The organism is Algoriphagus aquaeductus (genome assembly GCF_003253485.1).
GTDB lineage: Bacteria > Bacteroidota > Bacteroidia > Cytophagales > Cyclobacteriaceae > Algoriphagus > Algoriphagus aquaeductus.
In genome coordinates this window covers 317,470-338,696 of sequence record NZ_QKTX01000003.1, presented here as the reverse complement: position 1 = coordinate 338,696, position 21,227 = coordinate 317,470, and the positions used below count along the sequence as shown (strand labels likewise).

Annotated in this window: 22 protein-coding genes; 15 read left to right on the top strand and 7 right to left on the bottom strand. The window is 44.7% G+C overall.

What is annotated here, in order from left to right; genetic code table 11:
• Positions 1-79: 79 nt before the first annotated feature.
• Positions 80-751 (top strand): OmpA family protein, encoded by a 672-nt coding sequence (locus CLV31_RS05870; RefSeq protein WP_111392036.1) that lies wholly within the window; start codon positions 80-82, stop codon positions 749-751.
• A gap of 49 nt (positions 752-800) precedes the next feature.
• Here CLV31_RS05870 and CLV31_RS05865 read toward each other — a convergent pair whose 3' ends face one another.
• The gene (locus CLV31_RS05865) at positions 801-1,331 is read right to left on the bottom strand and encodes a GNAT family N-acetyltransferase (protein ID WP_111391953.1); all 531 of its coding nucleotides are present in this window, start codon (positions 1,329-1,331) and stop codon (positions 801-803) included.
• A gap of 2 nt (positions 1,332-1,333) precedes the next feature.
• Positions 1,334-1,936: a hypothetical protein gene (locus CLV31_RS05860; protein WP_111391952.1), complete on the bottom strand. Its 603-nt coding sequence runs from the start codon at positions 1,934-1,936 to the stop codon at positions 1,334-1,336.
• 92 nt (positions 1,937-2,028) lie between these two features.
• Here CLV31_RS05860 and CLV31_RS05855 point away from each other — a divergent pair, with 92 nt between their 5' ends.
• The 5 genes from CLV31_RS05855 to CLV31_RS05835 are packed head-to-tail and all read left to right on the top strand — an operon-like array spanning position 2,029 to position 4,355.
• Positions 2,029-2,376, top strand: coding sequence for a PadR family transcriptional regulator (locus CLV31_RS05855; protein WP_111391951.1), 348 nt, complete (start codon positions 2,029-2,031; stop codon positions 2,374-2,376).
• Positions 2,377-2,387: 11 nt separating this feature from the next.
• On the top strand, positions 2,388-2,621 hold the full coding sequence (locus tag CLV31_RS05850) for a DUF433 domain-containing protein (RefSeq protein ID WP_111391950.1): 234 nt from the start codon (positions 2,388-2,390) through the stop codon (positions 2,619-2,621).
• Positions 2,618-2,965 carry a DUF5615 family PIN-like protein gene (locus CLV31_RS05845; RefSeq protein WP_111391949.1) on the top strand — a complete coding sequence of 116 codons (348 nt, stop codon included), beginning with the start codon at positions 2,618-2,620 and terminating at the stop codon, positions 2,963-2,965. Before CLV31_RS05850 ends, CLV31_RS05845 begins: the two co-directional genes overlap by 4 nt.
• Positions 2,965-3,660, top strand: coding sequence for a hypothetical protein (locus CLV31_RS05840; protein ID WP_111391948.1), 696 nt, complete (start codon positions 2,965-2,967; stop codon positions 3,658-3,660). Before CLV31_RS05845 ends, CLV31_RS05840 begins: the two co-directional genes overlap by 1 nt.
• Positions 3,657-4,355, top strand: a complete 699-nt coding sequence (locus CLV31_RS05835) for a hypothetical protein (RefSeq protein WP_111391947.1) — start codon at positions 3,657-3,659, stop codon at positions 4,353-4,355. Before CLV31_RS05840 ends, CLV31_RS05835 begins: the two co-directional genes overlap by 4 nt.
• Before the next feature lie 52 nt (positions 4,356-4,407).
• Here the strand turns inward: CLV31_RS05835 and CLV31_RS05830 are convergent, their stop codons facing one another.
• From CLV31_RS05830 to CLV31_RS05810, 5 genes are all read right to left on the bottom strand, one after another.
• Positions 4,408-5,274 carry a bile acid:sodium symporter family protein gene (locus tag CLV31_RS05830; RefSeq protein ID WP_111391946.1) on the bottom strand — a complete coding sequence of 289 codons (867 nt, stop codon included), beginning with the start codon at positions 5,272-5,274 and terminating at the stop codon, positions 4,408-4,410.
• A gap of 152 nt (positions 5,275-5,426) precedes the next feature.
• The gene (locus CLV31_RS05825) at positions 5,427-6,560 is read right to left on the bottom strand and encodes a DUF819 family protein (RefSeq protein ID WP_111391945.1); all 1,134 of its coding nucleotides are present in this window, start codon (positions 6,558-6,560) and stop codon (positions 5,427-5,429) included.
• Between the two features lie 44 nt (positions 6,561-6,604).
• Positions 6,605-7,693, bottom strand: a complete 1,089-nt coding sequence (locus CLV31_RS05820; RefSeq protein ID WP_111391944.1) for a DegT/DnrJ/EryC1/StrS family aminotransferase — start codon at positions 7,691-7,693, stop codon at positions 6,605-6,607.
• Positions 7,674-8,963: a glycosyltransferase family 4 protein gene (locus CLV31_RS05815; protein ID WP_111391943.1), complete on the bottom strand. Its 1,290-nt coding sequence runs from the start codon at positions 8,961-8,963 to the stop codon at positions 7,674-7,676. Before CLV31_RS05815 ends, CLV31_RS05820 begins: the two co-directional genes overlap by 20 nt.
• Before the next feature lie 116 nt (positions 8,964-9,079).
• Positions 9,080-10,534 carry an NADP-dependent isocitrate dehydrogenase gene (locus CLV31_RS05810; RefSeq protein ID WP_111391942.1) on the bottom strand — a complete coding sequence of 485 codons (1,455 nt, stop codon included), beginning with the start codon at positions 10,532-10,534 and terminating at the stop codon, positions 9,080-9,082.
• A gap of 211 nt (positions 10,535-10,745) precedes the next feature.
• Here CLV31_RS05810 and CLV31_RS05805 point away from each other — a divergent pair, with 211 nt between their 5' ends.
• The 9 genes from CLV31_RS05805 (at position 10,746) to CLV31_RS05765 (ending at position 21,219) form a co-directional block, all read left to right on the top strand.
• Positions 10,746-11,528, top strand: coding sequence for an enoyl-CoA hydratase/isomerase family protein (locus tag CLV31_RS05805; protein WP_111391941.1), 783 nt, complete (start codon positions 10,746-10,748; stop codon positions 11,526-11,528).
• 15 nt (positions 11,529-11,543) lie between these two features.
• Entirely contained in the window at positions 11,544-13,043 is a 1,500-nt protein-coding gene (locus tag CLV31_RS05800; RefSeq protein WP_111391940.1) for a lipopolysaccharide biosynthesis protein, read from the top strand.
• 103 nt (positions 13,044-13,146) lie between these two features.
• Positions 13,147-14,874: a tetratricopeptide repeat protein gene (locus CLV31_RS05795; protein WP_245943331.1), complete on the top strand. Its 1,728-nt coding sequence runs from the start codon at positions 13,147-13,149 to the stop codon at positions 14,872-14,874.
• Positions 14,867-15,604: a DUF4292 domain-containing protein gene (locus tag CLV31_RS05790; protein WP_111391938.1), complete on the top strand. Its 738-nt coding sequence runs from the start codon at positions 14,867-14,869 to the stop codon at positions 15,602-15,604. The genes CLV31_RS05795 and CLV31_RS05790 overlap by 8 nt, the downstream gene beginning before the upstream one ends.
• Before the next feature lie 3 nt (positions 15,605-15,607).
• Positions 15,608-16,846, top strand: a complete 1,239-nt coding sequence (locus CLV31_RS05785) for a murein hydrolase activator EnvC family protein (RefSeq protein WP_111391937.1) — start codon at positions 15,608-15,610, stop codon at positions 16,844-16,846.
• 112 nt (positions 16,847-16,958) lie between these two features.
• Entirely contained in the window at positions 16,959-17,156 is a 198-nt protein-coding gene (gene tatA, locus CLV31_RS05780) for a twin-arginine translocase TatA/TatE family subunit (RefSeq protein WP_026951369.1), read from the top strand.
• A gap of 19 nt (positions 17,157-17,175) precedes the next feature.
• On the top strand, positions 17,176-18,603 hold the full coding sequence (gene gatA, locus CLV31_RS05775; RefSeq protein WP_111391936.1) for an Asp-tRNA(Asn)/Glu-tRNA(Gln) amidotransferase subunit GatA: 1,428 nt from the start codon (positions 17,176-17,178) through the stop codon (positions 18,601-18,603).
• Between the two features lie 11 nt (positions 18,604-18,614).
• Complete coding sequence (locus CLV31_RS05770; RefSeq protein ID WP_111391935.1) at positions 18,615-20,018, top strand: lytic transglycosylase domain-containing protein; 1,404 nt, start codon at positions 18,615-18,617, stop codon at positions 20,016-20,018.
• Positions 20,019-20,118: 100 nt separating this feature from the next.
• Complete coding sequence (locus CLV31_RS05765) at positions 20,119-21,219, top strand: DUF4837 family protein (protein WP_111391934.1); 1,101 nt, start codon at positions 20,119-20,121, stop codon at positions 21,217-21,219.
• Positions 21,220-21,227: the final 8 nt, after the last annotated feature.

Below are 21,227 nucleotides of genomic sequence, written 5' to 3'. Positions count from 1 at the left end.
CCTTTGGTGGAATAGTGAATCCAAATCGAATATAGCTTGGTATGCAGATTGCAAAATCCAAGGAAAAACCATGTTAACTATGAAAACCACAAACAGAATTTTGCTCGGATTAGGCCTAATGGGAATTTTGGCGGGAGCTCCCTCCTGCAAATCGAGTAACGCAGTAAAGGGTGCTGCAATCGGCGGCTCGGCTGGTGGTGTATTGGGAGGCGTGATCGCCGGAAAGAAAAATACTGCCACGGGAATCATCATCGGATCGGCCATTGGAGGCACAGCAGGGGCGATTATAGGCCGACAAATGGACAAACAGGCAGAAGAACTCCGCCGGGATCTGAAAGGAGCCAAAGTAGAACGGGTCGGAGAAGGCATCAAAATCACCTTCGACTCGGAGTTGCTTTTCGGTTTTGATCAATCCACGTTAAACTCTTCTTCTCGATCCAACCTGGAAAATCTCGCCACCACGCTTAAGAAGTATGAAGACACCAATATTTTGGTCGAAGGCCACACTGATTCAGTTGGGGAAGAAAGCTACAATTTGTCCCTTTCTAGAGACAGAGCTTATGCCGTACAAAGCTATCTTGGAAATTTGGGAGTCTCTACCTCAAGAATCAGCAGTGTAGGCTATGGAGAAGCGATGCCCGTGGCGAGCAATGACTCCGAAGCCGGGAGAGCTCAAAACCGAAGAGTTGAGGTGGCCATCTATGCCAATAAAAAGATGAAACGAATGGCTAGACGAGGTCAACTCGGCTGATCTCAACTGAAAGAAGAATGTCTACACCGAGTTTTGATATGGATCGGACTTAAAAATCAATCCGCATCAAATAATCTGTCTGGACTTCATCTCCAAATGGAAAAGGATGGCTTCCGAAGATTCGGAGGCCATTTTTTTCATAAAATCGGATGGCTCGGGTATTATGCTCCCATACGCCCAGCCAGAGATATTTTTTCTGATGCTGCTTCGCAAAAGCTATTGCCGTTTCCAATAGTTTTTTCCCCAAACCACTTCCCAAATGATGTTCCAAGACATACAATCGGGCAATTTCAAGGCTATCCGGATCATGTAAGTCCGTCTGTGCAGGCACCAGATTGACTTTGGTGTAGGCGATGATTTCTCCCTCGAGTTCGGCCACAAAAAAGGTGGATGCAGGATTGTCCAGTTCTTTTTCAAACTGCTTCAAGGTAAAAGCCTCCCCAAGGTAAGCCGCTACATTTTCGGGTTTGTTCCCTGAGGTAAAAGCCTGCAAAAAGGCGGTTCTGGCCATGTGGAGTAGATCCCCGAGGTCGATTTGGGTGGCTTTTCGGATAATGGGTTCTGTACTTTGACTTTCCATCGCTAGAGTTTCTTGAGCGCTACATCGATTTGAGAAGTGGGAAATTCGCCCAAAATGGCTCGGTAAGTTCCCTTGGGGCTGATCACCACAAAACTTCTGCACGGATAAGGATACTTGAAAAAATTGGCTTTAAACACCTCCTCCGGATCAGGAATCCAGGTCATGATACCCCGGTACTTTTCCAACCCGTGTGGATGATGATACACATAGATCGGTTCGGAAGTTCTATGCTTTTCGGCATATCGAAGGATAGCTTTATGGTCATTTATCAAGTTTTTGGGGTCATTTGCCAAGCCCGTGGAATTGCACTCGTCTTTTCCGGGATAATAAATCACAATGAGCGGACGGCCTGCGGCAAAATCAGCCTCCCTACCCAACTTTTGATAAAAAAGCTTGGCATCCGTCAAGCCCGACGGCATCCGGTGAATCAGCTTCATGTCCCCTTCCTGATCACCCGGCACACCAAAATACGGCCCATTCAGGATTTTATCCTCATAGTCAGCTTTTACGATTCGTCTTCCAAACTCATTGAAATAGGATTGGGAAAACACCTTACCCACCAAGCAAATCAGCAGAAAACTCAGTAAATACCCACTTTTGATCATGCCGCAATTTGAAATGAAAATCCAAGAAAAAAATATACCTCAGTTTCTTATGTATATAAGAATTTAATATATTCGAATTCAAACTTAACACCATGTCAAGCAACGCGCTGATCAAAGGAAGCCTTCAGACCATCATCCTCAAGCTACTCGAGGAAAATGAAAAGATGTACGGCTACGAAATCACCCAAAAAGTGAAAGAACTCACCGCCGGCGAGATCAAAATCACCGAGGGTGCCCTCTACCCTGCCCTGCACAAACTGGAAGCCGAAGGACTGCTGACCACCGAAATCCAGCAAGTAGACAATCGCGTGAGGAAATATTACAGCCTGACCAAGGATGGGCAAAAGGAAGTGAGTTCCAAGTTGGCCGAGCTTCAGTCATTTGTAGAAAGCATGCAGCGCATCATCAATCCGGGATTGAAGCCGGAGTTTTCACTTTAAAATTTTGAATCATGGAAAATTTACTAAAAAGAATTACGCTAGACCCAGAAATCGTTCATGGCAAACCTGCCATTCGAGGAACAAGAATACTGGTGAGTTCAATTCTGGAATATTTGGCTGGCGGGGATAGCGTTGATGAAATCTTGAAAGAGTTCAAAGAATTGACCAAAGAAGATATTTTGGCTTGTTTGGCTTATGCCTCCAAGGCGATCAATCATCAGGAGTTTAAAATCCCCGCGGCATGAAGTTTCTTTTGGATGCAAACATTCCTCCTTCATTGGCTGAAGAACTTGAGGAATTTGAGGTCTTCACTACCCAATCCTTGCCTAAAGGAAATGCATCCAAAGACTCAGAAATCATCGAGTTTACCCATAATCATGAAGCAATTCTAATCACCAAGGACTTTGACTTTTACCACTCTTTCCTCCAGGGGAGAAAGCCTAGAAAACTGATTCTAGTAAAACTGGGTAATATGAAAATCAGAGAATTAAGATCTTATTTCAGAAAGAACCTGCCAAAAATTAAAGAGCTATTTGAAACAGCCTCTATGATCATTCTTACTCCTGATGAAATATTAACTTTTAATTGATGAGAAAACTGTCCGAACAAGAACTAAAGCTGGTGCAGACTGCCATCAAAGCCAAAGAAATCTCGGTAATTGAGATCTTAGCGGAGGTGTATGACCACTACATCAGTCATTTGGAGGGATTTCCGGAAGAGGAGTTTAAAAGTGAATTGGCAAATCTAGATTCCAAATGGACCAATCTCTATTGTCTCAGATTGCAGGATGAATTCATCAAAACCAGTGATAGATCCCTCAAAGCCCTGCATTGGAAACTGATCAAAGGCTATTTTTCTTGGCCAAAGATCATTTCCACCATTCTATTTTTTGGAGTTCTGTATGGCCTTAGCTTGTGGATTACTCCAAAAGTATTTGCTTTTTCTACAATTATCCCTGCGATTATCCTGTTTCATGTTTTCAACTTTTCGCTCTTCTACTCTTCTAGGAAGAAGTATAAGCTGCTTAGAAAAACCTTTAATCTCGACTCAAGAAGATTCGATTTGAATTATGCGGAATCAAACAGTTTGAGTGCAGCCATTGGAACTATACTGGCCCTGCCAAATATTATTATCTATGGTCCAAAAGCTTTTGAATCAGTTGATTTTGGAATTAGCCCCAATCTGATTCTGCTGTTTTTTGCATTTATCGCTTTTCTGATTTCCATCATTTCCTTTTCCGCCTACGAAGTCTGGAAAATCAAATCCAAAACTGCGCTATCATGAACCTCTCCCCCGACCAAATCGCAACCCTGAAGAAACTCATTTCCTCCAAAGGTTATGAAGAGATTGATGTGCAGTATGAGATTCTCGATCATGTGGCCTGTCGAATCGAAGTACTGATGGCCGAAAACCCCAAGTTGACTCTGGATGAAGCCTTTCGAAAAGCGCATTCGGAATTTGGAATTTTTGGCTTTGCTGACTTGGCGGATTCCTATCGGGAAAGCATCCGGAAGAAGTTTTGGAACCGCTATTGGGCGAGTTTGAGAAGCTTCTTGACTTCTTATCGTGTCGTTTATCTATTACTTTTGGGATGGACTTTTCACTTCATCAGCCAAAACTTCACCCTATTTGGAGAGCGATTGACTGCACCGGGTTGGGGTGTGATTGCCTTATTCGTCAGCGTGGTCTTTTTGGTGTTTTATTACCATCGAGTGGGCAAGGGCTTCAGACATTACGCCACATTCAAACATGCGCTGAGCTTTACAGGAGGGATGCATTTGATCATGCAGTTTGCCCTTCAAGGATCAAAATACTTAACCAGTCCCGAAATAGCTATGGAATTTACTTTTCAGGGAGTCTTTGCCTGGCTAGCGATCATTTCCATGCTTATCGGCTGGATATCCATATTCCTTTTACCAAAAATCATCCAAGAAGCTGCAGCCGAAACCCAGCGATTGAAGTCGATATACGAAGCCTGAGCTTAGCTCTTCGCCCCGTTGAGTGCCTCCTCTCACCTGAACCAATCCAACTTCAAGAACTTGGAACTCTTTTATTCCCCCACATTATGACCGCAGCAGCAGTTCCAAACATGATCAGGCTGTAAATAGCCGAAGGAATGGTCATGACCGAATTGACGATGAGGGTAGCAGCAATGGTGATTCCCAAAGTTCCGTTTTGGATTCCGGACTCTATGGCTATGGTGAGGCTTTGTCGGAAATTCAATCCCGCTATTTTCGCAATGCCATAGCCCAAACCCAATGTAGCTAAGTTAAGCGCCAAGGACGCCGGACCTGCTTCCACGAAAAACTGTAAAAGGTTATCCTTTTCTTTTACAACGGCCGCGATAATGATAATCACGAAAAATATCGCCGAGATCTTCCGAAAGGGAGCATCCCATCGCTTGGCCAGTTCGGGGGCTTTTTTCAATACCAACATTCCAATCGCCACAGGAATGATCGTAATCGCCAAAACGGCCACCACAGTCCCCAAAATCTCCAACTTTAACTCTTCTCCTCCCGGGATAAAATAGCCGATAGAAAAATTGACGATAAACGGAATCGTCACCACGGTAATCAAGGAAGAAAAGGCCGTCAAGGTGATCGAAAGAGCAGAATCTCCTTTTGCCAAATGAGTAATCAAATTGGAAGTGGCCCCACCGGGACAAGCCGCTAAAATCATCAAACCTACAGCCAGTTCAGGGGGAAGCTGAAGCACAATGGCGATCAAAAAAGCAACCGCCGGAAGTAAAATGATCTGATTAAACAAGCCTAAAGAAACAGCTTTGGGGTAGATCAATATCCGCTTGAAATCTTCCGGAGTGAGGCTAAGCCCCATGCCAAACATGATCACGGCCAATGCCAAAGGCAGAAATAACTCGGTAAGAACGCTGGATTCCATGGTGTTTTGGGTTAGGGTGGAATTGGTTATTATGTATCTTATTGGTTATTATAAACTGAACTTCCATCTCCCTTGAGAATTGAGCATTGCTCATTGGAAATTGATAATTCCTGTGTCTTAGGTCTTGATACTAGACACCTGATCCCAGATAATCAAAGAATTCCTGATATCACAAACCCCACATACGTTCCCAGCGCATTTCCCAAACTTCCCACCAGCACACCGGGAATCAATAAATCAGGCCGGTTTAGACTTTCAGCAGCTGCAATTGCTGTCGTATTTCCACCCACATTGGCCTGAGAGGCTACCGCAATCACATCCCAATCCATCTTCAGCATTGCCCCTACTCCGAAAATCACCAGCCCATGAATCAGGACCAATAGTCCCACAAACAGCATCAATGTACCCGCCAACTCTCCCGTCTGGGCCAATGCCCCAAAATCACAAAGCGTCCCAATTACCGCCAGAAAGATCAAAATCATAAAGAATCCGATCGTATGCTTTCCGTACAATTGCTGCACAGCAGGAAACTGGGCAAGAATCAAGGCCATGGTGGTGAGAAAGATGATTTCTGGCACCTGAGGAAACCAGCCCACCAAGACTTTGCTTACCGTAATTCCCAAGAGGCCCAATGCCAAAAGCGAAGCCAAAGAAGAAATCGAGACGTATTCGATGCCCTGTGACTTTTCTCCGGAATAAGCCGAAGCAAGTTTTTTCCGTGGGAAGAGCTTTTGCAAATATTTGGGCAAAATCAGGGTCGCAATAATCCAAGGCGTACCGATCAGATTATCGACCACCGTGGCGGCAGCATACAGATTCCCACTTTGATTGACCTCATAGTGCAAGGCAATCGCATTGAAATTGATTGATCCCCCAATGTAGGTTCCGGTAAACATCCCCGCTACAGCGGGTGCCAGATCACCGATCTGAACAGCCGGATTAACCAAAAACCACGAAACCAGTACTCCGATTACCGTTGCCAAAGAACCCAACAAGAACATCAAGAGAAGTGGCAAACCGGCCTTTTTCACACTTTTCAGATCCACCTCCAGCAAGGCAATAAAAATTCCCAAGGGCGCGAGATACAGAAATACCCCATCGTACACCGGACTTCCCTCCATGGCGCTCGGAATCACTCCCAAGTTGGACAGCAAAGCACAGATCAAAATCACCCAAATCGGTGTTCCTACCGTTTTTCCCCAAGGAAAGCGCATCAGCCAATTGGCAAAAAATACAGCAATACAGAGGGTTCCGGCAATGAAGAGTGGCTCTTGGGTGAAAGTCATGAAGGAAAATAGAAAAAATATCAGAAAGGATAGGGTAAAATATCCTAAGCCTTGAAAAAACTATGAACCATTTTGATGATCTCACCGACTTCCTCCTCCCTCAAATACGGATTCAGCGGCAAAGAAAGCCCCTGATTGGCTAGATTTCTGGCATTTGGAAAATCACCTACTGACAAATAAGGCTTCATATCCGGCAAAATAGTCGGGTAATGAATGGCTGTTCCGATTCCTTTTTCAGCCAAAAACTTTTTCAGTTTATCTCTCTGCCTCGTCTGAATCACAAACAAATGAGCATTGTGATCTTTTGCCAAAATACCCTCTGGCAAAATCATTTCAGAGATATTTTGAAAAGCCTCCAAATAGGACATGGCAATCGCTTTGCGTCTGGATTGATTTTGCTCAAAATCTTCCAGCATCACATTCAAAAAAGCAGCCTGAACGGTATCAATCCGACTGTTTCTTCCGACCAACTCATGCTGATCTCGAATAGGCTGACCATGGTTAAGAAGGAGTCTGATTTTTACTGAAATCTGAGCATCTTGAGCTAAGCACATGCCTGCCTCGCCTAATGAACCAAGGTTTTTGGTCGGGTAAAAGCTCAGGCATCCCACGTCCCCCCAAGTTCCGGCAGCTTTTTCATCCTTAAAAGCTCCAAAAGCCTGGGCTGCATCTTCGATCAAGAATAGGTGATGCTGTTTGGCTTTTGCCATCAGCGAATTCATGTCCACCATTTTCCCATAGAGGTGCACCGGAATCACCGCTTTGGTTTTGGGTGTGACAGCCTTTTCCCAATCCGTTCTTAACAGTCCGTACTGATCGGTATCCCAAAAAACGGGCTTAGCCCCTACCAGCACCACCGCCTCTGCCGTACTTACCCAAGTCATCGCCGGGACGATCACTTCATCGCCGGGGCCGATTCCCAAAGCCCGCAAAGCCAGCTCAAGTGCATCGGTTCCATTGGTACAGGCGATGGAATAGTTGGATTGAAGAAAATCGGAAATGGCTCCTTCCAAGGTTTCTACTTCCTTTCCCCCGGAAAAAATACCGGCCTCCAACACTTCCGAAAACCGTGATTTCAGCCTTGATTTCAGGCTTTCTTCCATTCGACGGAGATCAAGAAAGGGTATTTTCATCGAGGATTCGGGCAAGTTGATGACTCAGGTGTTGACGGGAGTATTTTTCGAGATCTTTTGGATCAACTTTTTTCAAAGAAGAATCCATCAAGGTCCTAAGTTGGGCTTTGATGGAGGCAGCATCGGTATGAGCAATCACTTGCCCGGCACCTGCATCTTTCAGGATTTTGGCAGAGTCTCCTTCAGGATCGCCCAAAGCCAAAACCGGAATTCCGGTGGCCAAGTATTCAAACAGCTTCCCCGGAATATTCCCCTGTGCATTTTTGGTATCGGTCAGGATCAAAACCAACACACCGGCTTTGGCATAAAACCCAAAAACCTCCGAATGTGAAACATAGCCGGCAAAGTGAATTCGCTCGCTTAGCCAGGCATCCTCCTTGACATAAGTCTGAACCTGTTCACTGACTTTGCCCACGAAAGTCCATTTTACTTCTTCGATGCCATGTTGAAACTCGGACTTCAAGGCTTTCATCAACGGGATCGGGTTTCGAATTGCATCTATAACTCCCGAATAAACCAAGTGTAATTTTCCTTCTACTTTTTCCTTTGGTGAAAAACCAGCAGGGACATCAGCGGGATCGTAACCATTGGTAAGCAGGTAAATTCTGCGATGGGAAAGCTTCACCAAGTCCCTTTGAAAAGTCGGAGAAATCGTCAAAACTGCGTTCGCCTCCCGAAGAACGGTTGCTTCCAGTTGCTGATGTTTTTTTCGGACAAAAGAAGTCATGGGAAGGGTATCCAAAAACTCCCAAGCAGACCAAGGATCTCGGAAATCAGCGATCCACGGCAATCCGGTTTTACGCTTCAGTTCTCGCCCGATCAAATGCATGCTATGCGGCGGACCCGTGGTAATGACAGCTTGAAACTGCCCACTTTTTGCCAAATCTGTCAAAAACTTCACCGAAGGTTTAACCCAAAATACCCTCGGATCCGGCACCAGCAGATTGGCTCTGGCCCAGATGGCTGCTTTTTCCAAAAATCCTTTTTCCTTTTGCTCCAAAAGACGTCCGGGGTGAGTTTTGGTCTTCCCTTTCACCATGGAAAAAAGTTGGAAGGGCTCCCAAATCGGGAATTTGATTACTTCCAGCTGCTTGGGCACCTCTTTTTCCAGACTTTCATCCCGAAGGTCAAAATCAGGGTTTTCGGGCGTAAAAATCACCGGTTCCCATCCGGATTCGGGCAAATACTTGGCAAATTTTAACCAACGCTGCACACCCGAGCCTCCACTCGGGGGCCAATAATAGGTGATAATGAGTACGCGTCGGGACATTTACGAATTTGAAATTCAGGATTTGAAATTTGAAATTAGGCAATCCTTGCAAAAGAAAGGGCTGCCTTAGTTAGAAAAGCAGCCCAATATCAAACTTCAAATCTCAAACTGAAAATTTATTCACCCTGTGCCAAAGAGTAGCCTCTCACACCGTCGAAGGTGTACAGGTGTTCGGTCTTGATAAAGTCAAAGCCCAACTTTTCGATCTGCTGGAGCAAATCCAGGATTTGAGCATGGGATACCACGCTTCCATCGTCAGTCTTGAATCTGCATCTCCAGTGGTCGGTGCAAAAGGTTTCCTTCATGCCTTCAGGAAATACTTTTACACCTCTGTTGGTGATTAGGTGAAGCTGAAGCCCGTTGGCATTGGCTTGACGAAGTTTCTCTCCGATGACATTGGGGTCTCTTCCCTCCTGATCCCAATCGATGAATACATCCACACCGGTCAACTCTTTCTTGGCTTTTGCCTTTGGTCTGAGTTTGGTGTCCATTGGCTTGATCTCACCTTTCTCAAACGAAGCTGGGAGCATTTTCTCCGGCATTTGACCTAATCTCTCGATCACTGCCTGAGCAAATTCCTGGGTTCCTACTTTTTTGGAAGAAAGTCCTTCCTGATAGATATCCCCGGTATGAAGTCCATCTTCCAAGGTTTTCATCCAGGCATTGGAGATTTTCTCTGCCACTTCCGGCTGACCGATATGTACCAGCATCATGATTGCGCCATTGAGCAAGCCTGATGGATTCGCCATATCCATACCGGCAATATCAGGAGCAGAACCGTGGATCGCTTCAAACATAGCCACTTCCTCGCCTACGTTGGCAGAACCGCCAAGACCAACCGAACCAGTTACCTGTGCGGCCACGTCAGAGATGATGTCTCCATATAAGTTGAGCGTCACGATCACGTCAAAAATCTCAGGACGCTCTGCGATCAAGGCTGTTCCGATGTCGATGATTTTGTGGTCGGTCTGGATTTCAGGGTATTCTTTGGCGATTTCGTCAAAAGTTTTGTGGAAAAGACCATCGGCCAATTTCATGATGTTGTCCTTGGTCATACAGGTTACTTTCTTTCGGCCGTATTTTTTGGCGTATTCAAAGGCGTAACGAATGATCTTCTCAGAACCCGGCTGAGAGATGACCTTTAAACACTGATAGACTTCATTGGTCTGACGGTGCTCGATACCAGCATAGAGATCTTCCTCATTTTCGCGGATGATCACCAGGTCAGTCTTCGGAAAGTGTGTCTTGATAAAAGGAGAGTATGCTTTGCAAGGTCTTACATTGGCATATAGACCAAAGGACTTTCTTGTAGTCACATTCAGGGATTTGAACCCGCCGCCCTGAGGTGTAGTGATCGGAGATTTCAAAAAAACTTTGGTTTCTCTCAAAGAGTCGAAGGATTTCGGTTCCATCCCGGAACTGATCCCTTTGAGATAAACTTGCTCACCAATTTCAATTACATCGTACTCCAATTGAGCTCCGGCAGCATCCAGGATTGCCAGGGTTGCTTTCATGATTTCTGGACCGATTCCATCGCCATAGGCCACGGTAATTTTTCTTTTGGAGGACATATAAGTAGTTGTTTTAGTTGAAAATTAGCTGGCGCAAAAGTAAGGAAATTTGGGTGAAGGGGCTTGGTTTACCTTTAAAATTTCCCTTATGGTATAGATTAAAAATCACTTGAAATCCAGTAACGAATGCCCTTTTCGGATTTTTCTAAGTGGTCAAATTTGGCATTGATAGCGCCAGACTTATATTTGTTTTCCCTATATCAAAATGACTATGTCTGAATTTGTCAATATCCTCACCGAAGAAAAAAACGGAGTCCTCTATCTTACCATCAACCGGGAAGACAAAATGAACGCGTTGAATTTTGGTACGCTGGAGGAAATCAAAGTGATTTTTGAACATGTCATCGACAACAAATCCATCAAAGCTGTCATCATCACAGGGGCAGGTGAAAAGGCCTTTGTAGCAGGGGCGGACATCAATGAGATTGCTACCCTAAACGAGGTGAATGCACGGAAATTTGCTGAAAACGGTCAGGAAATTTTTGCCATGATCGAAAATTGCCATAAACCAGTCATCGCGGTCACCAATGGTTTTACATTGGGGGGAGGATGCGAATTGGCCATGTCCTGTCACATGAGAGTGGCATCAGCCAATGCAAAATTTGGGCAACCGGAGGTCAATTTGGGGATCATACCTGGATATGGGGGCACCCAAAGACTCACCTTGCTGGTGGGACGGGGTAAGGCTAACGAACTGATGATGACCGGAGATATGATCAGTGCGGAAGAGGCGAAGGCACTGGGACTGGTCAATTACGTATTGCCCACCAAGGCAGATGCTATTGCCAAAGCCGAAGAAATTGTTTCAAAAATAATGAGCAAAGCTCCTTTGGCCATAGGAATGGTGGTTGACTGCGTCAATGCGGTATTCTCCGATGAAAACGGATACCAAACCGAAGCCAACTCATTTGCACGATGCGTCAAATCGGGAGATTACAAAGAGGGAACGTCAGCATTTTTGGAAAAGCGAAAGCCCGTCTTCCGAGGAGAATAGGTCTCTTTCCACTCCATGAGCCAATTAAAAAAACTCGCCGGTCAAACGGCCATTTATGGACTGAGCAGTATTCTGGGCCGGTCCATCAACTTTTTGTTGATCATTGTTTACACGGCTTATCTGGACAAAGAAGCTCTTGGAGCTTTTACAGGCATCTATGCATTGATTGGCTTTCTGAACATTGTTTTTACTTATGGTATGGAAACGGCTTTTTTCCGCTTTTCGACCGGAAAAAATCTAAATCCGGATCAAGTCTACCATAATTCCCAGTCGCTTCTACTTACCTCTACACTTTTTCTGGGTTCATCCATTTACCTTTTGGCGCCATGGCTCGCAGAGACCATGAATTACCCGGGACAGGCATATCTTTTCAAGTGGACTGCCTTGATCCTTTCTTTCGATGCCCTTTTAGCCATTCCTTTTGCAAAGCTCAGGCTGGAAAATCGGGCTATGGCTTTTGCAGGAGCCAAGCTGATCAACATCCTGCTTAATGTTGTCTTCAATTTACTCCTCATCGTTTGGATTCCTGTCTGGATCAATGAAGGAGTACTTCAAGCAGATTTCTTGGGATTTCAATCTGATTGGGGAGTGGAATACATTCTTCTCTCTAATTTATTGGCCAATGGTCTGATTATTCCATACGTCTGGTGGAGAGCTGGATTTTTCAGATTTTCCCTGGAAAAGGAAATCATCCGTCCCATGTGGAAGTATTCACTCCCGCTCCTGTTTATGGGACTGGCAGGAGTCACCAACGAACTGGTTTCCCGATTGCTGTTTGAATACATCCTTCCTGAGAATTACTTTCAGGGAATGACTTCTCGGGAAGCAGCAGGGATTTTTGGAGCCAATTTCAAATTGGCCATTCTGATGAATCTGGTTATTCAGGCATTCAAATACGCAGCCGAACCTTTCTTTTTCCGACAGTCATCAGACAAAAATTCCCCACAGCTCTATGCCAAAGTAATGCATGTCTTTATCATTTTCTGCTCCCTGCTGATGGTGGCCATTTCTGTGAATCTATTCTGGATTGGACCAACCTTTTTAAAAGGAGAAGACTACGCTATGGGATTCTTCATTGTTCCCGTTCTGCTGATGGGATACCTGTTGCTGGGAGTCTATTTTAATTTATCGATTTGGTTTAAAATCACAGATAAAACAAGTTACAGCTTCTGGATTACGTTCATTGGAGCTTTGGTAAGTGTCGTGGTGATCGTTGGATTGGTACCGATGTGGGGATTTATGGGAGGTGCCTTGAGTACCCTAGCCTGCTATTTGGTCATGACAGTAACATGCTTTTGGTATGGCCAAAAATTTTATCCTATTCCCTATCAAACAGTCAAAGGAGGTTTCTATTTACTCCTCGCTTTTGGAATGAGTTATGTTGGTTTTTTCTGGGAAACAGACAATCAAGTGATCGATTTTTTTGTCAAGAATTGCTGCATTTTGATCTTTCTGGGAATAGTGATCTTTATGGAAAGAGGCCACCTGAAGGCACTTTTCTCCAGAAACCACTAAGGATTAGAAACCCTCCGCTCATCCGTCCGTATTCGGGATTAGTTCAGCCTTTTTAAACAAAAGGCATTATGTTTGTGACTCGGTGTTGCAATTCCCCAATTCAGTGAGATTAATTCCCTTTCTACTTCTTTCTACTCTCCTCATAGGTAATCCATTCGATGGTTTATCCCAGGCGAAGCTTTCAAAAAAACCAAGCAAAGCCCAAGAAAATCAGGTAAAAGCCACGCGGTATTTTATTGAAGGAGAAAAAGCGCTTGTCTTGGGAGATTTAGACAAATCCTATTTTTACCTTCAGAAATCCCTCGAATTATCTCCCGAAGAACCGGCGATTTCCTACAAGATTGCCGAGGTTTTGATCCGATCAAATCAGGCAGAAAAGGCACTCCCCTTTGCCGAGAAGGCAGTAGACAAAGACCCGGACAATAAATATTATGCTTTGATGGTGGCGGAAATTTATTCCAACCTCAAGCAACCCCTCAAAGCAGCGGAAATATTGGACAGACTCACTTCAGAGTCTGACAAAAACCAACAGTATAATTTGGACCTGGCATCCATCTACCTCAATGCCAATGAATTTGACAAAGCTTTGGTAGTGCTTGACAGAGCCGAAGATTACTATGGAATCCGTGAACCTTTCACGGTTCAGAAACAGCGCATATACCTCAGAAAAGACAACCTGCCCAAAGCGATCGAAGAAGGTCACAAGCTGATTGATGCTTTTCCCGGAAACCCCAATTATGTCCTCAATTTGGTAGAGGTTCTTTATAACAATGCCAAATTGGAAGATGCCCTGAACTTGGTCATGGAGGAGATTCAACGCTATCCTGACCAAGCCGAACTCCAAATGGCGGCCTACACCCTGCTCAAAGAAAAAAACCGGGTAGAAGAATCCCACCATTACCTTTTCCGCGCTTTCCAAAGTCCTGATTTGGATCCTGAGGTAAAGTCAAAGACTTACCAATCTATTTTAAGAGAGATAAAAACCTCAGATCGGGAAGCTCTTCTGGACCGATTGGAATCCATTCTGACCGAAGTCAATCCCAATGATGCCTATGTTTTGGCCGCATTAGGAGAGCGAAGAAAAGCAGAAAACAACCTGGCTCAAGCCTTGGATTATTTCAAAAAGTCCTTGGCTATCCAGCCTAAAAACGCACCTGTGCTCGAGGAGGTAATTCTCAGTTCGTTTGGTGAAAATGCCAATTTTGAGGAATTGGAAACCTTTACTACCATGGGGGTGGATGAATTTCCAAACGCTCCTGAGTTTTGGTTTTATGACGGAGTGGTCAAATCGGCCAGAAAAAAAGACTCTTTGGCCGTAGTTTCGCTGGAAAGAGCCTTGGAGCTCAATGCAGGAAAAAACCCTCAATTAGCTCAGGTTAGCTTTGGCTCTTTGGGAAATAGCCTCTACAATCTTGGCCAGAAAGATTCTGCTTTTGTCAATTTCGAAAAAGCGCTGAAGCTCAACCCCAACGATGATCAGGTATTGAATAATTACGCCTACTTTCTGTCGTTGGAAAAGAGAGAACTGGAAAAAGCCAAAACCATGGCCGAGAAGGTCGTCAAAAAAAATCCTAAAAACGCCACCTTTTTGGATACTTATGCTTGGGTTCTGTTCCAGATGGGGAATTACCAGGAAGCCTACACCTATATGGATCAGGCGATACAAAATGAAAAAGAACCCAGCGGAGTCATGCTGGAGCATTACGGAGACATTTTATACCATCTGGGCAAAATCCAGGAGGCTATAGCTTGGTGGAAAAAAGCAGAGGGATCTTCAGAGGCTTCGGATCAATTGGAGCGAAAAATTAAAGAAGGAAAATACCATGAATAAATTTTTTTCAGGATGGATTGTGGTCTGCCTACTCGCAATGGTAGGTTGTAGCCGAAAAGTAGTGCTCTTTGAAGGAGACGGAAAAATGGACGAGTTCGCCCCGCTTGAAGCAAAGTATGATTACCTCAGCGCCAAAGCAAAAATCGTCATTGAGGAGGAATCGGGAAAAACCACCCGTGGCACCCTCAGCCTACGTGCAAAAAAAGACAGTGTGCTGTGGTTTACCATGTCTCCGGGAATGGGGATGGAAGCCATTCGTGGGCTTTTCACCCAAGATAAAATCCAAATCAGAGACCGAATGGGGAAGGACGATGTCAATATGACCTATTTGGAGTTTGAACGGCTTTATGGGTTGAAATTGTCGCTGGAATTATTCCAAAATGTCATCTGGGCCAATATTCCCTATTCGGTCACTTATGAAGATCGACTGGTGAGGATTGGAAGAAAATTTGAATTGACACAGGTGCGGGACAATGTTCGTTATTTCACCAAGGTAGAAACCAGCCACGGCAAAGTTTCCGAGTTTTCCAGCAATTCTCTGGATGATCGTGGGACGGTATTGGCAAGTTTCCCAAAGTTTCAGGATATCAATTCCCAGCCCTTTCCTGTAGAAGTTTTGTTCAAAATTGCATTTCAACTCCCAGAGGGAAGTCAGAATACCCGAATCCACGTCAATTGGACATCCATTGATCCCAATTCCGGCAACTTAAGTTTTCCATTCCGATTTTAACCCATGAGAAGAATATCCAGCCTCTTCTTATTTTTTACTTGCCTGATAATTTCTGCTTCTTCCTATTCACAAGTAAAGAAAACAAGGGAAGAATTAGAACGGGAAAAAATAGAGGTCCAAAGTCGATTGAAGGAATTTGATGCGATCCTGAAGCAAACGACAGCCACCAAGAGAACCTCCATCGGGGAGCTAAACGCGCTGACCCGACAATTTCAAAGCCAAAATCGACTTGTCAATACCATTGACCGAGAGGTGAAATTGATCAATAGCGAAATAACGGAAACGGAAAATAAGATCTCTGCCCTCGAACTTCAGCTGAAAGATCTCAAAGCGGAATATTCCCGAATGATCTACAACTCCTCCAAGCTAAACCGGGGATTATCCATCATCGGTTTTGTATTTAGTTCCTCCAATTTCAATCAGCTGTACATGAGACTAAAGTATCTCAAGCAGTATAGTGACAGCCGAAAACAACAAGCAGCTCAAATCGAAAAACTCAGCGCCGACCTCGCCAACCAACGGGTATTGTTGGATGAACGAAAACAGGATAAAGTGAAGGTATTGGCTGAAGAAAAAGCGGAAAAGGAAAAACTGGAGCAGATGCGAAAAGAGCAGCAGGGCTTGGTTAATACCCTTTCCAAAAAAGAGCGTGACATTCAAAGACAGATTGCTGCCACCAAAAAACAACAGGAGCAGCTCAATCGAATGATCAAAGCTGCCATTGAAGAGGAAATTCGCCTGGCAGAGGCAGCCGCGAAAATAGAAAACTCAACCAGTACCAAAAAGGCTGGAACTTCCATGCCCATGACACCGGAAGCGGCTGCCCTCTCCAGCTCGTTTGCAGGTAATAAAGGGAAACTTCCTTGGCCGGTGGAAACCGGATTTATCGCCTTGGGATATGGAACCTACCCTCACCCAACCCTGAAAGGGATCACGCTGGAAAGTGACGGAATAGATATCCGAACCCAGCCCAACTCCAACGTCAGGGCTGTATTTGACGGCGTGGTTACCAAGATCACCACTATTCCAGGATACGGAAACACGCTGATCATCAAGCACGGGGAATATTTCACCATGTATAGCCGCCTCAAGTCCATTTCGGTAAAGGCAGGTCAAAATGTAAAAGCCAAAGAAGTAATCGGACAAGTAGCGACCAATGCAGAGGGTGTATCAGAGGTACACTTCCAAACTTGGAAAGGACTACAGATCATGGACCCTTCCACATGGATTACGTCCAAATAGGCAAAAAATTCGTACGTTCATAAAAAAGATTAACTGCCAAGGCCATGAACCTTTGTCAAGCGGTCGACAGTTGTATCTTTGTAATCCTGTATATCCTTAAACACACACCATCATGACTACATTAGGTTTCATTCAAAACATGGGCGGAGGTTCTTTGATCTTGATCATCCTCGTCATCCTCCTCCTGTTTGGTGCTAAAAGGATCCCTGAATTGGCCCGCGGTCTGGGTCGTGGCATCAGAGAATTCAAAGATGCTACCAAAGAAATTCAGAACGATCTTGAAGATGGGCTGAAAGACAAAAAGAAGTAATCCCGAAAGCCAATTGACATTGGAAAAATTTAGTTCATTCGACGAAATCAAAAAAACGCTCGAAAAGAAAGAAACGGATTGCCGAGCAATCGTCAACCATTACCTTGAAAACATCCGGACGAAGGCGCATCTCAACGCCTTCGTCGAAGTTTATGCCCAGTCTGCTCTCCAACAGGCTGAGCGAATCGATGAAAAACTTGCCAAAGGCAAAGCCGGCAAACTCGCCGGAATGGTCATCGGAATCAAAGATGTCCTCAACTATGCCGGACATGCCTCCCATGCCTCCTCCAACATCCTGAAAGGATACATTTCCCAATTCACTACTACCGCCGTACAACGGTTGATCGATGAGGATGCCATCATCATCGGACGCTTGAACTGTGATGAATTTGGCATGGGAAGTTCCAACGAAAACTCTGCCCATGGAAAAGTGCTCAATGCGCTGGACGAATCCAAGGTACCAGGAGGTTCTTCAGGTGGATCGGCTGTGGCAGTTCAAGCCAATTTATGCACCGTATCTCTAGGCACGGATACCGGAGGTTCGGTCAGACAACCGGCTGCCTTTACAGGAGTAATTGGTATGAAGCCGACCTATTCTCGGGTTTCCCGTTGGGGATTGATCGCTTATGCTTCTTCTTTTGATACCATCGGTATTTTTTCAAACACCGTGAAAGACAACGCGCTGGTGATGGAGATAATGGCCGGTCATGATGAATTTGACAGTACTTCTTCCCGCAAACCGGTTTTTCATTACAGTGAATTATTACACTTCGAGAAAAAAGCCAAAGTAGCTTTTATCAAAGAAACCTTGGACTCTCCAGCCTTACAATCCGAAATCAGAGAAAATACGATACAGGTTTTGGAAAAATTAACATCCGAAGGGCATGAAGTTAAAGCGGTGGAGTTCCCCCTTTTGAAATATGCGCTTCCTACCTATTACATTTTAACTACTGCTGAAGCCAGTTCAAACTTGTCTCGCTTTGACGGGGTAAAATATGGATACAGATCTTCAAATGCCCATAATTTGGAATCCATGTATAAACTCACCCGAAGCGAGGGATTTGGAGAAGAAGTCAAAAGGAGAATTATGCTCGGGACCTTTGTCCTGTCTGCCAGCTATTACGACGCCTATTTTACCAAAGCTCAGAAGGTCAGAAGATTAATAAAAGAGTATACCGAGAATCTTTTAAATGAATTTGACTATATTATTATGCCGACTACGCCATCTACAGCGTTTAAGTTTGGAGAGCATAGCGGCGATCCTGTAGCCATGTACTTGGAAGATTTATTCACGGTACAGGCTTCGGTATCCGGAGTACCGGCAATTTCCCTTCCCAACGGCAAAGACAAATCTGGAATGCCTATCGGACTGCAAATAATTGCCAATTCCTTCAAAGAAGCTGAGCTTTATGCATTCAGTAATTACCTGACCGAGTTGACCTCTTAAAACCCGAAAAAATGAAAAAGTCTTTGTCCAGAATAGTCGTACCAGCCCTGATATCCTGCCTGTTACCTCTGCACCAAGCTTTTTCACAGGAAGAGCCTCTTGAGGCCGCCAACACTATTTTTGAAGAACTTTTACCCAATTACCATTACGAGTACATTCCGGATTTCACCTATGACCAAGTGGCCAAACGAATCAAAGCCATGCAAACCGGGATGCCATTTGAATTGAACGACCGGATTTTCTCCTTTATCCAATACTTCACCGTCAGAAATCGCGATTACACCAAAATGGTGCTGGCTAGGAAGGATAAATTCTTCCCGATGTTTGAAGAGACCTTACTCAAACATGAAATGCCCACCGATATTGAATACCTCTCCATCATTGAATCGGGATTGGATCCTCAGATCAAATCTCGGGTTGGAGCAATGGGTCTTTGGCAGTTTATGCCGGCTACAGGGCGGATGTATGGCATGCACGTCAACTCTGAAATCGACGACCGAATGGACCCAGAACTGTCCACGGATGCAGCCGCTAAGTACCTGAAATCCCTCTATCGGATGTTTGGCAATTGGGAAGTGGCCTTGGCTGCATACAATTGTGGGCCGGGCAATGTCAGAAAAGCCATCAGAAGATCTGGAGGGAAAACTACTTTTTGGGGCATTTATGACTATCTGCCAAAAGAAACCCGAAGCTATGTCCCACAGTTTCAGGCCATGCTCTATATCCTGAATCATCTCGAAGAGCACAATCTGATTCTGGAAGAGCCTACCTATCCGATTGATTATGACAAGGTTCGATTTGATCGGGCCTTTAGCCTTGAAAAGTTGGCAGAATTGACTGATTTGTGCCTGAAAGATCTCGAAGAGCTCAATCCATCTATCAAACACAGAAGCGTACCTGAGTCCAACCGGTCCATGGCTATTCGCGTTCCCAAAACAAAATCCATATTCTTGAAGGAAAATTTGGCTTGGATCAGTGATTCCCTTGGCAATAAGCCGAACAATGTACTTTTGGCCTCTTCCCAATTGATTGAAGTCACACCGGTAGAAAAAGCGATAAGTGGAAACAGAATCACTTATCAGGTCAAATCCGGGGATGTCTTGGGCTCCATTGCTTCCCGCCATGGCGTCTCAGTGACCCAGGTAAAGGAATGGAATAATTTGAATTCCAATCTGATCAAAGTAGGCCAAACGCTCTACATCTATTCTGGAAAATCACAGCCATCTACCGCTTCACCCAATCGAAGTTTGGCCGAAAACACCAATTCTTCAGGCCCAAAAACCTACACTGTAAAACCCGGGGATTCACTTTGGATTATTTCCCAAAAGCATTCCCTTTCTGTTGAGCAAATCAAGCGCCTGAATAATCTGAATACCAATAACATAAAACCCGGGCAACGCTTGATCATCGGCTGAGCCAAATTGGCTTGAGTTCTTTGTTTCCATCGAATCTTTTTAAGAAGAACTCGCAGCCTCACTTCAATTCCACAAAATCCTTCTCAAAAATCGGATTCCCATGAAAGCAACCTACACCTCCTTCATTCTTGTACTTTTGACACTATTCACCTTTGCTTGTAGCGAGGAAACCAAAGAAAAACTCAGTGGATCCAAGCCCAAAGCACGAGGCTCTATCGGAGAAATTGTCCTGGCCATAGACTCTACCAAATGGGCAGGACCCGTCGGGGAGGAATTAAGGGGCATATTTGAAGCAGATCTCCCCGGCATGTTCCGGTCAGAGCCCATGTTCAAGGTTCACCGGGTGGACCCAAGAGCCATGACCCGAATGCTAAAGATGTATACCAACCTGATCTACGTCACCACCTTTGATGACAGAAGCGGAGGAAGTCAGGTGATCAATGCCCAATTCACCAAAGAGTCCAAAGAAAAAGCTGCTGCGGATCCTACCATATACTCGCTTCGAATGGAGGATGAATACGCCCAGGGCCAAGAAGTGCTTTACCTTTTTGGAAACACGGAAGAAGAATTGATCTCTAATTTGAGAAAAAACAAAGATCGCCTTCAGAACCTCTTTGAGGTTAGGGAAAGAGGCCGGTTGGAAAAAGGCTTACTTGCCCGTAAAAATGCCGCTGCCCAAAATGAAGCCAAACAAAACCTGGGAATTGAGATCATGCCTCCGGTTTCCTACCAAATCGCCAAGTCAGAAAAGAGCTTTTTGTGGTTGAGACAACCCTCTCCGACCGAAAGAAGGCCGGATATCAGTTTGTTTTTTTATGAGACTGATTACTTATCTGAAGAGCAGACTTTTCCTGAAAACATCCTGAAAATGAGAGATTCCGTAGCAGGAAAACACATTTTTGGAGATCCTGATGTCCCTCAATCTTTCATGACAAGCGAAAAACAAATCCCGCCCTCCTTCAGAAACATGGTGATTAATGATAATTTTACCATTGAAATAAGAGGCACCTGGAAAACCAATAACATCAGCATGGGTGGAACTTACCTCGGGTATTTGATGATCGACGAGAAAAAAGGGAAGCTCTACTACATGGAAGGCTTTGTTTATTTCCCCAATGAAGTCCATCGTGATGCGCTTCGGGAAGTCCAAACCATACTTTTGAATACCAATGTGAGTTGGTCGGAAAACCAAGGTGCATAGACCCAGTA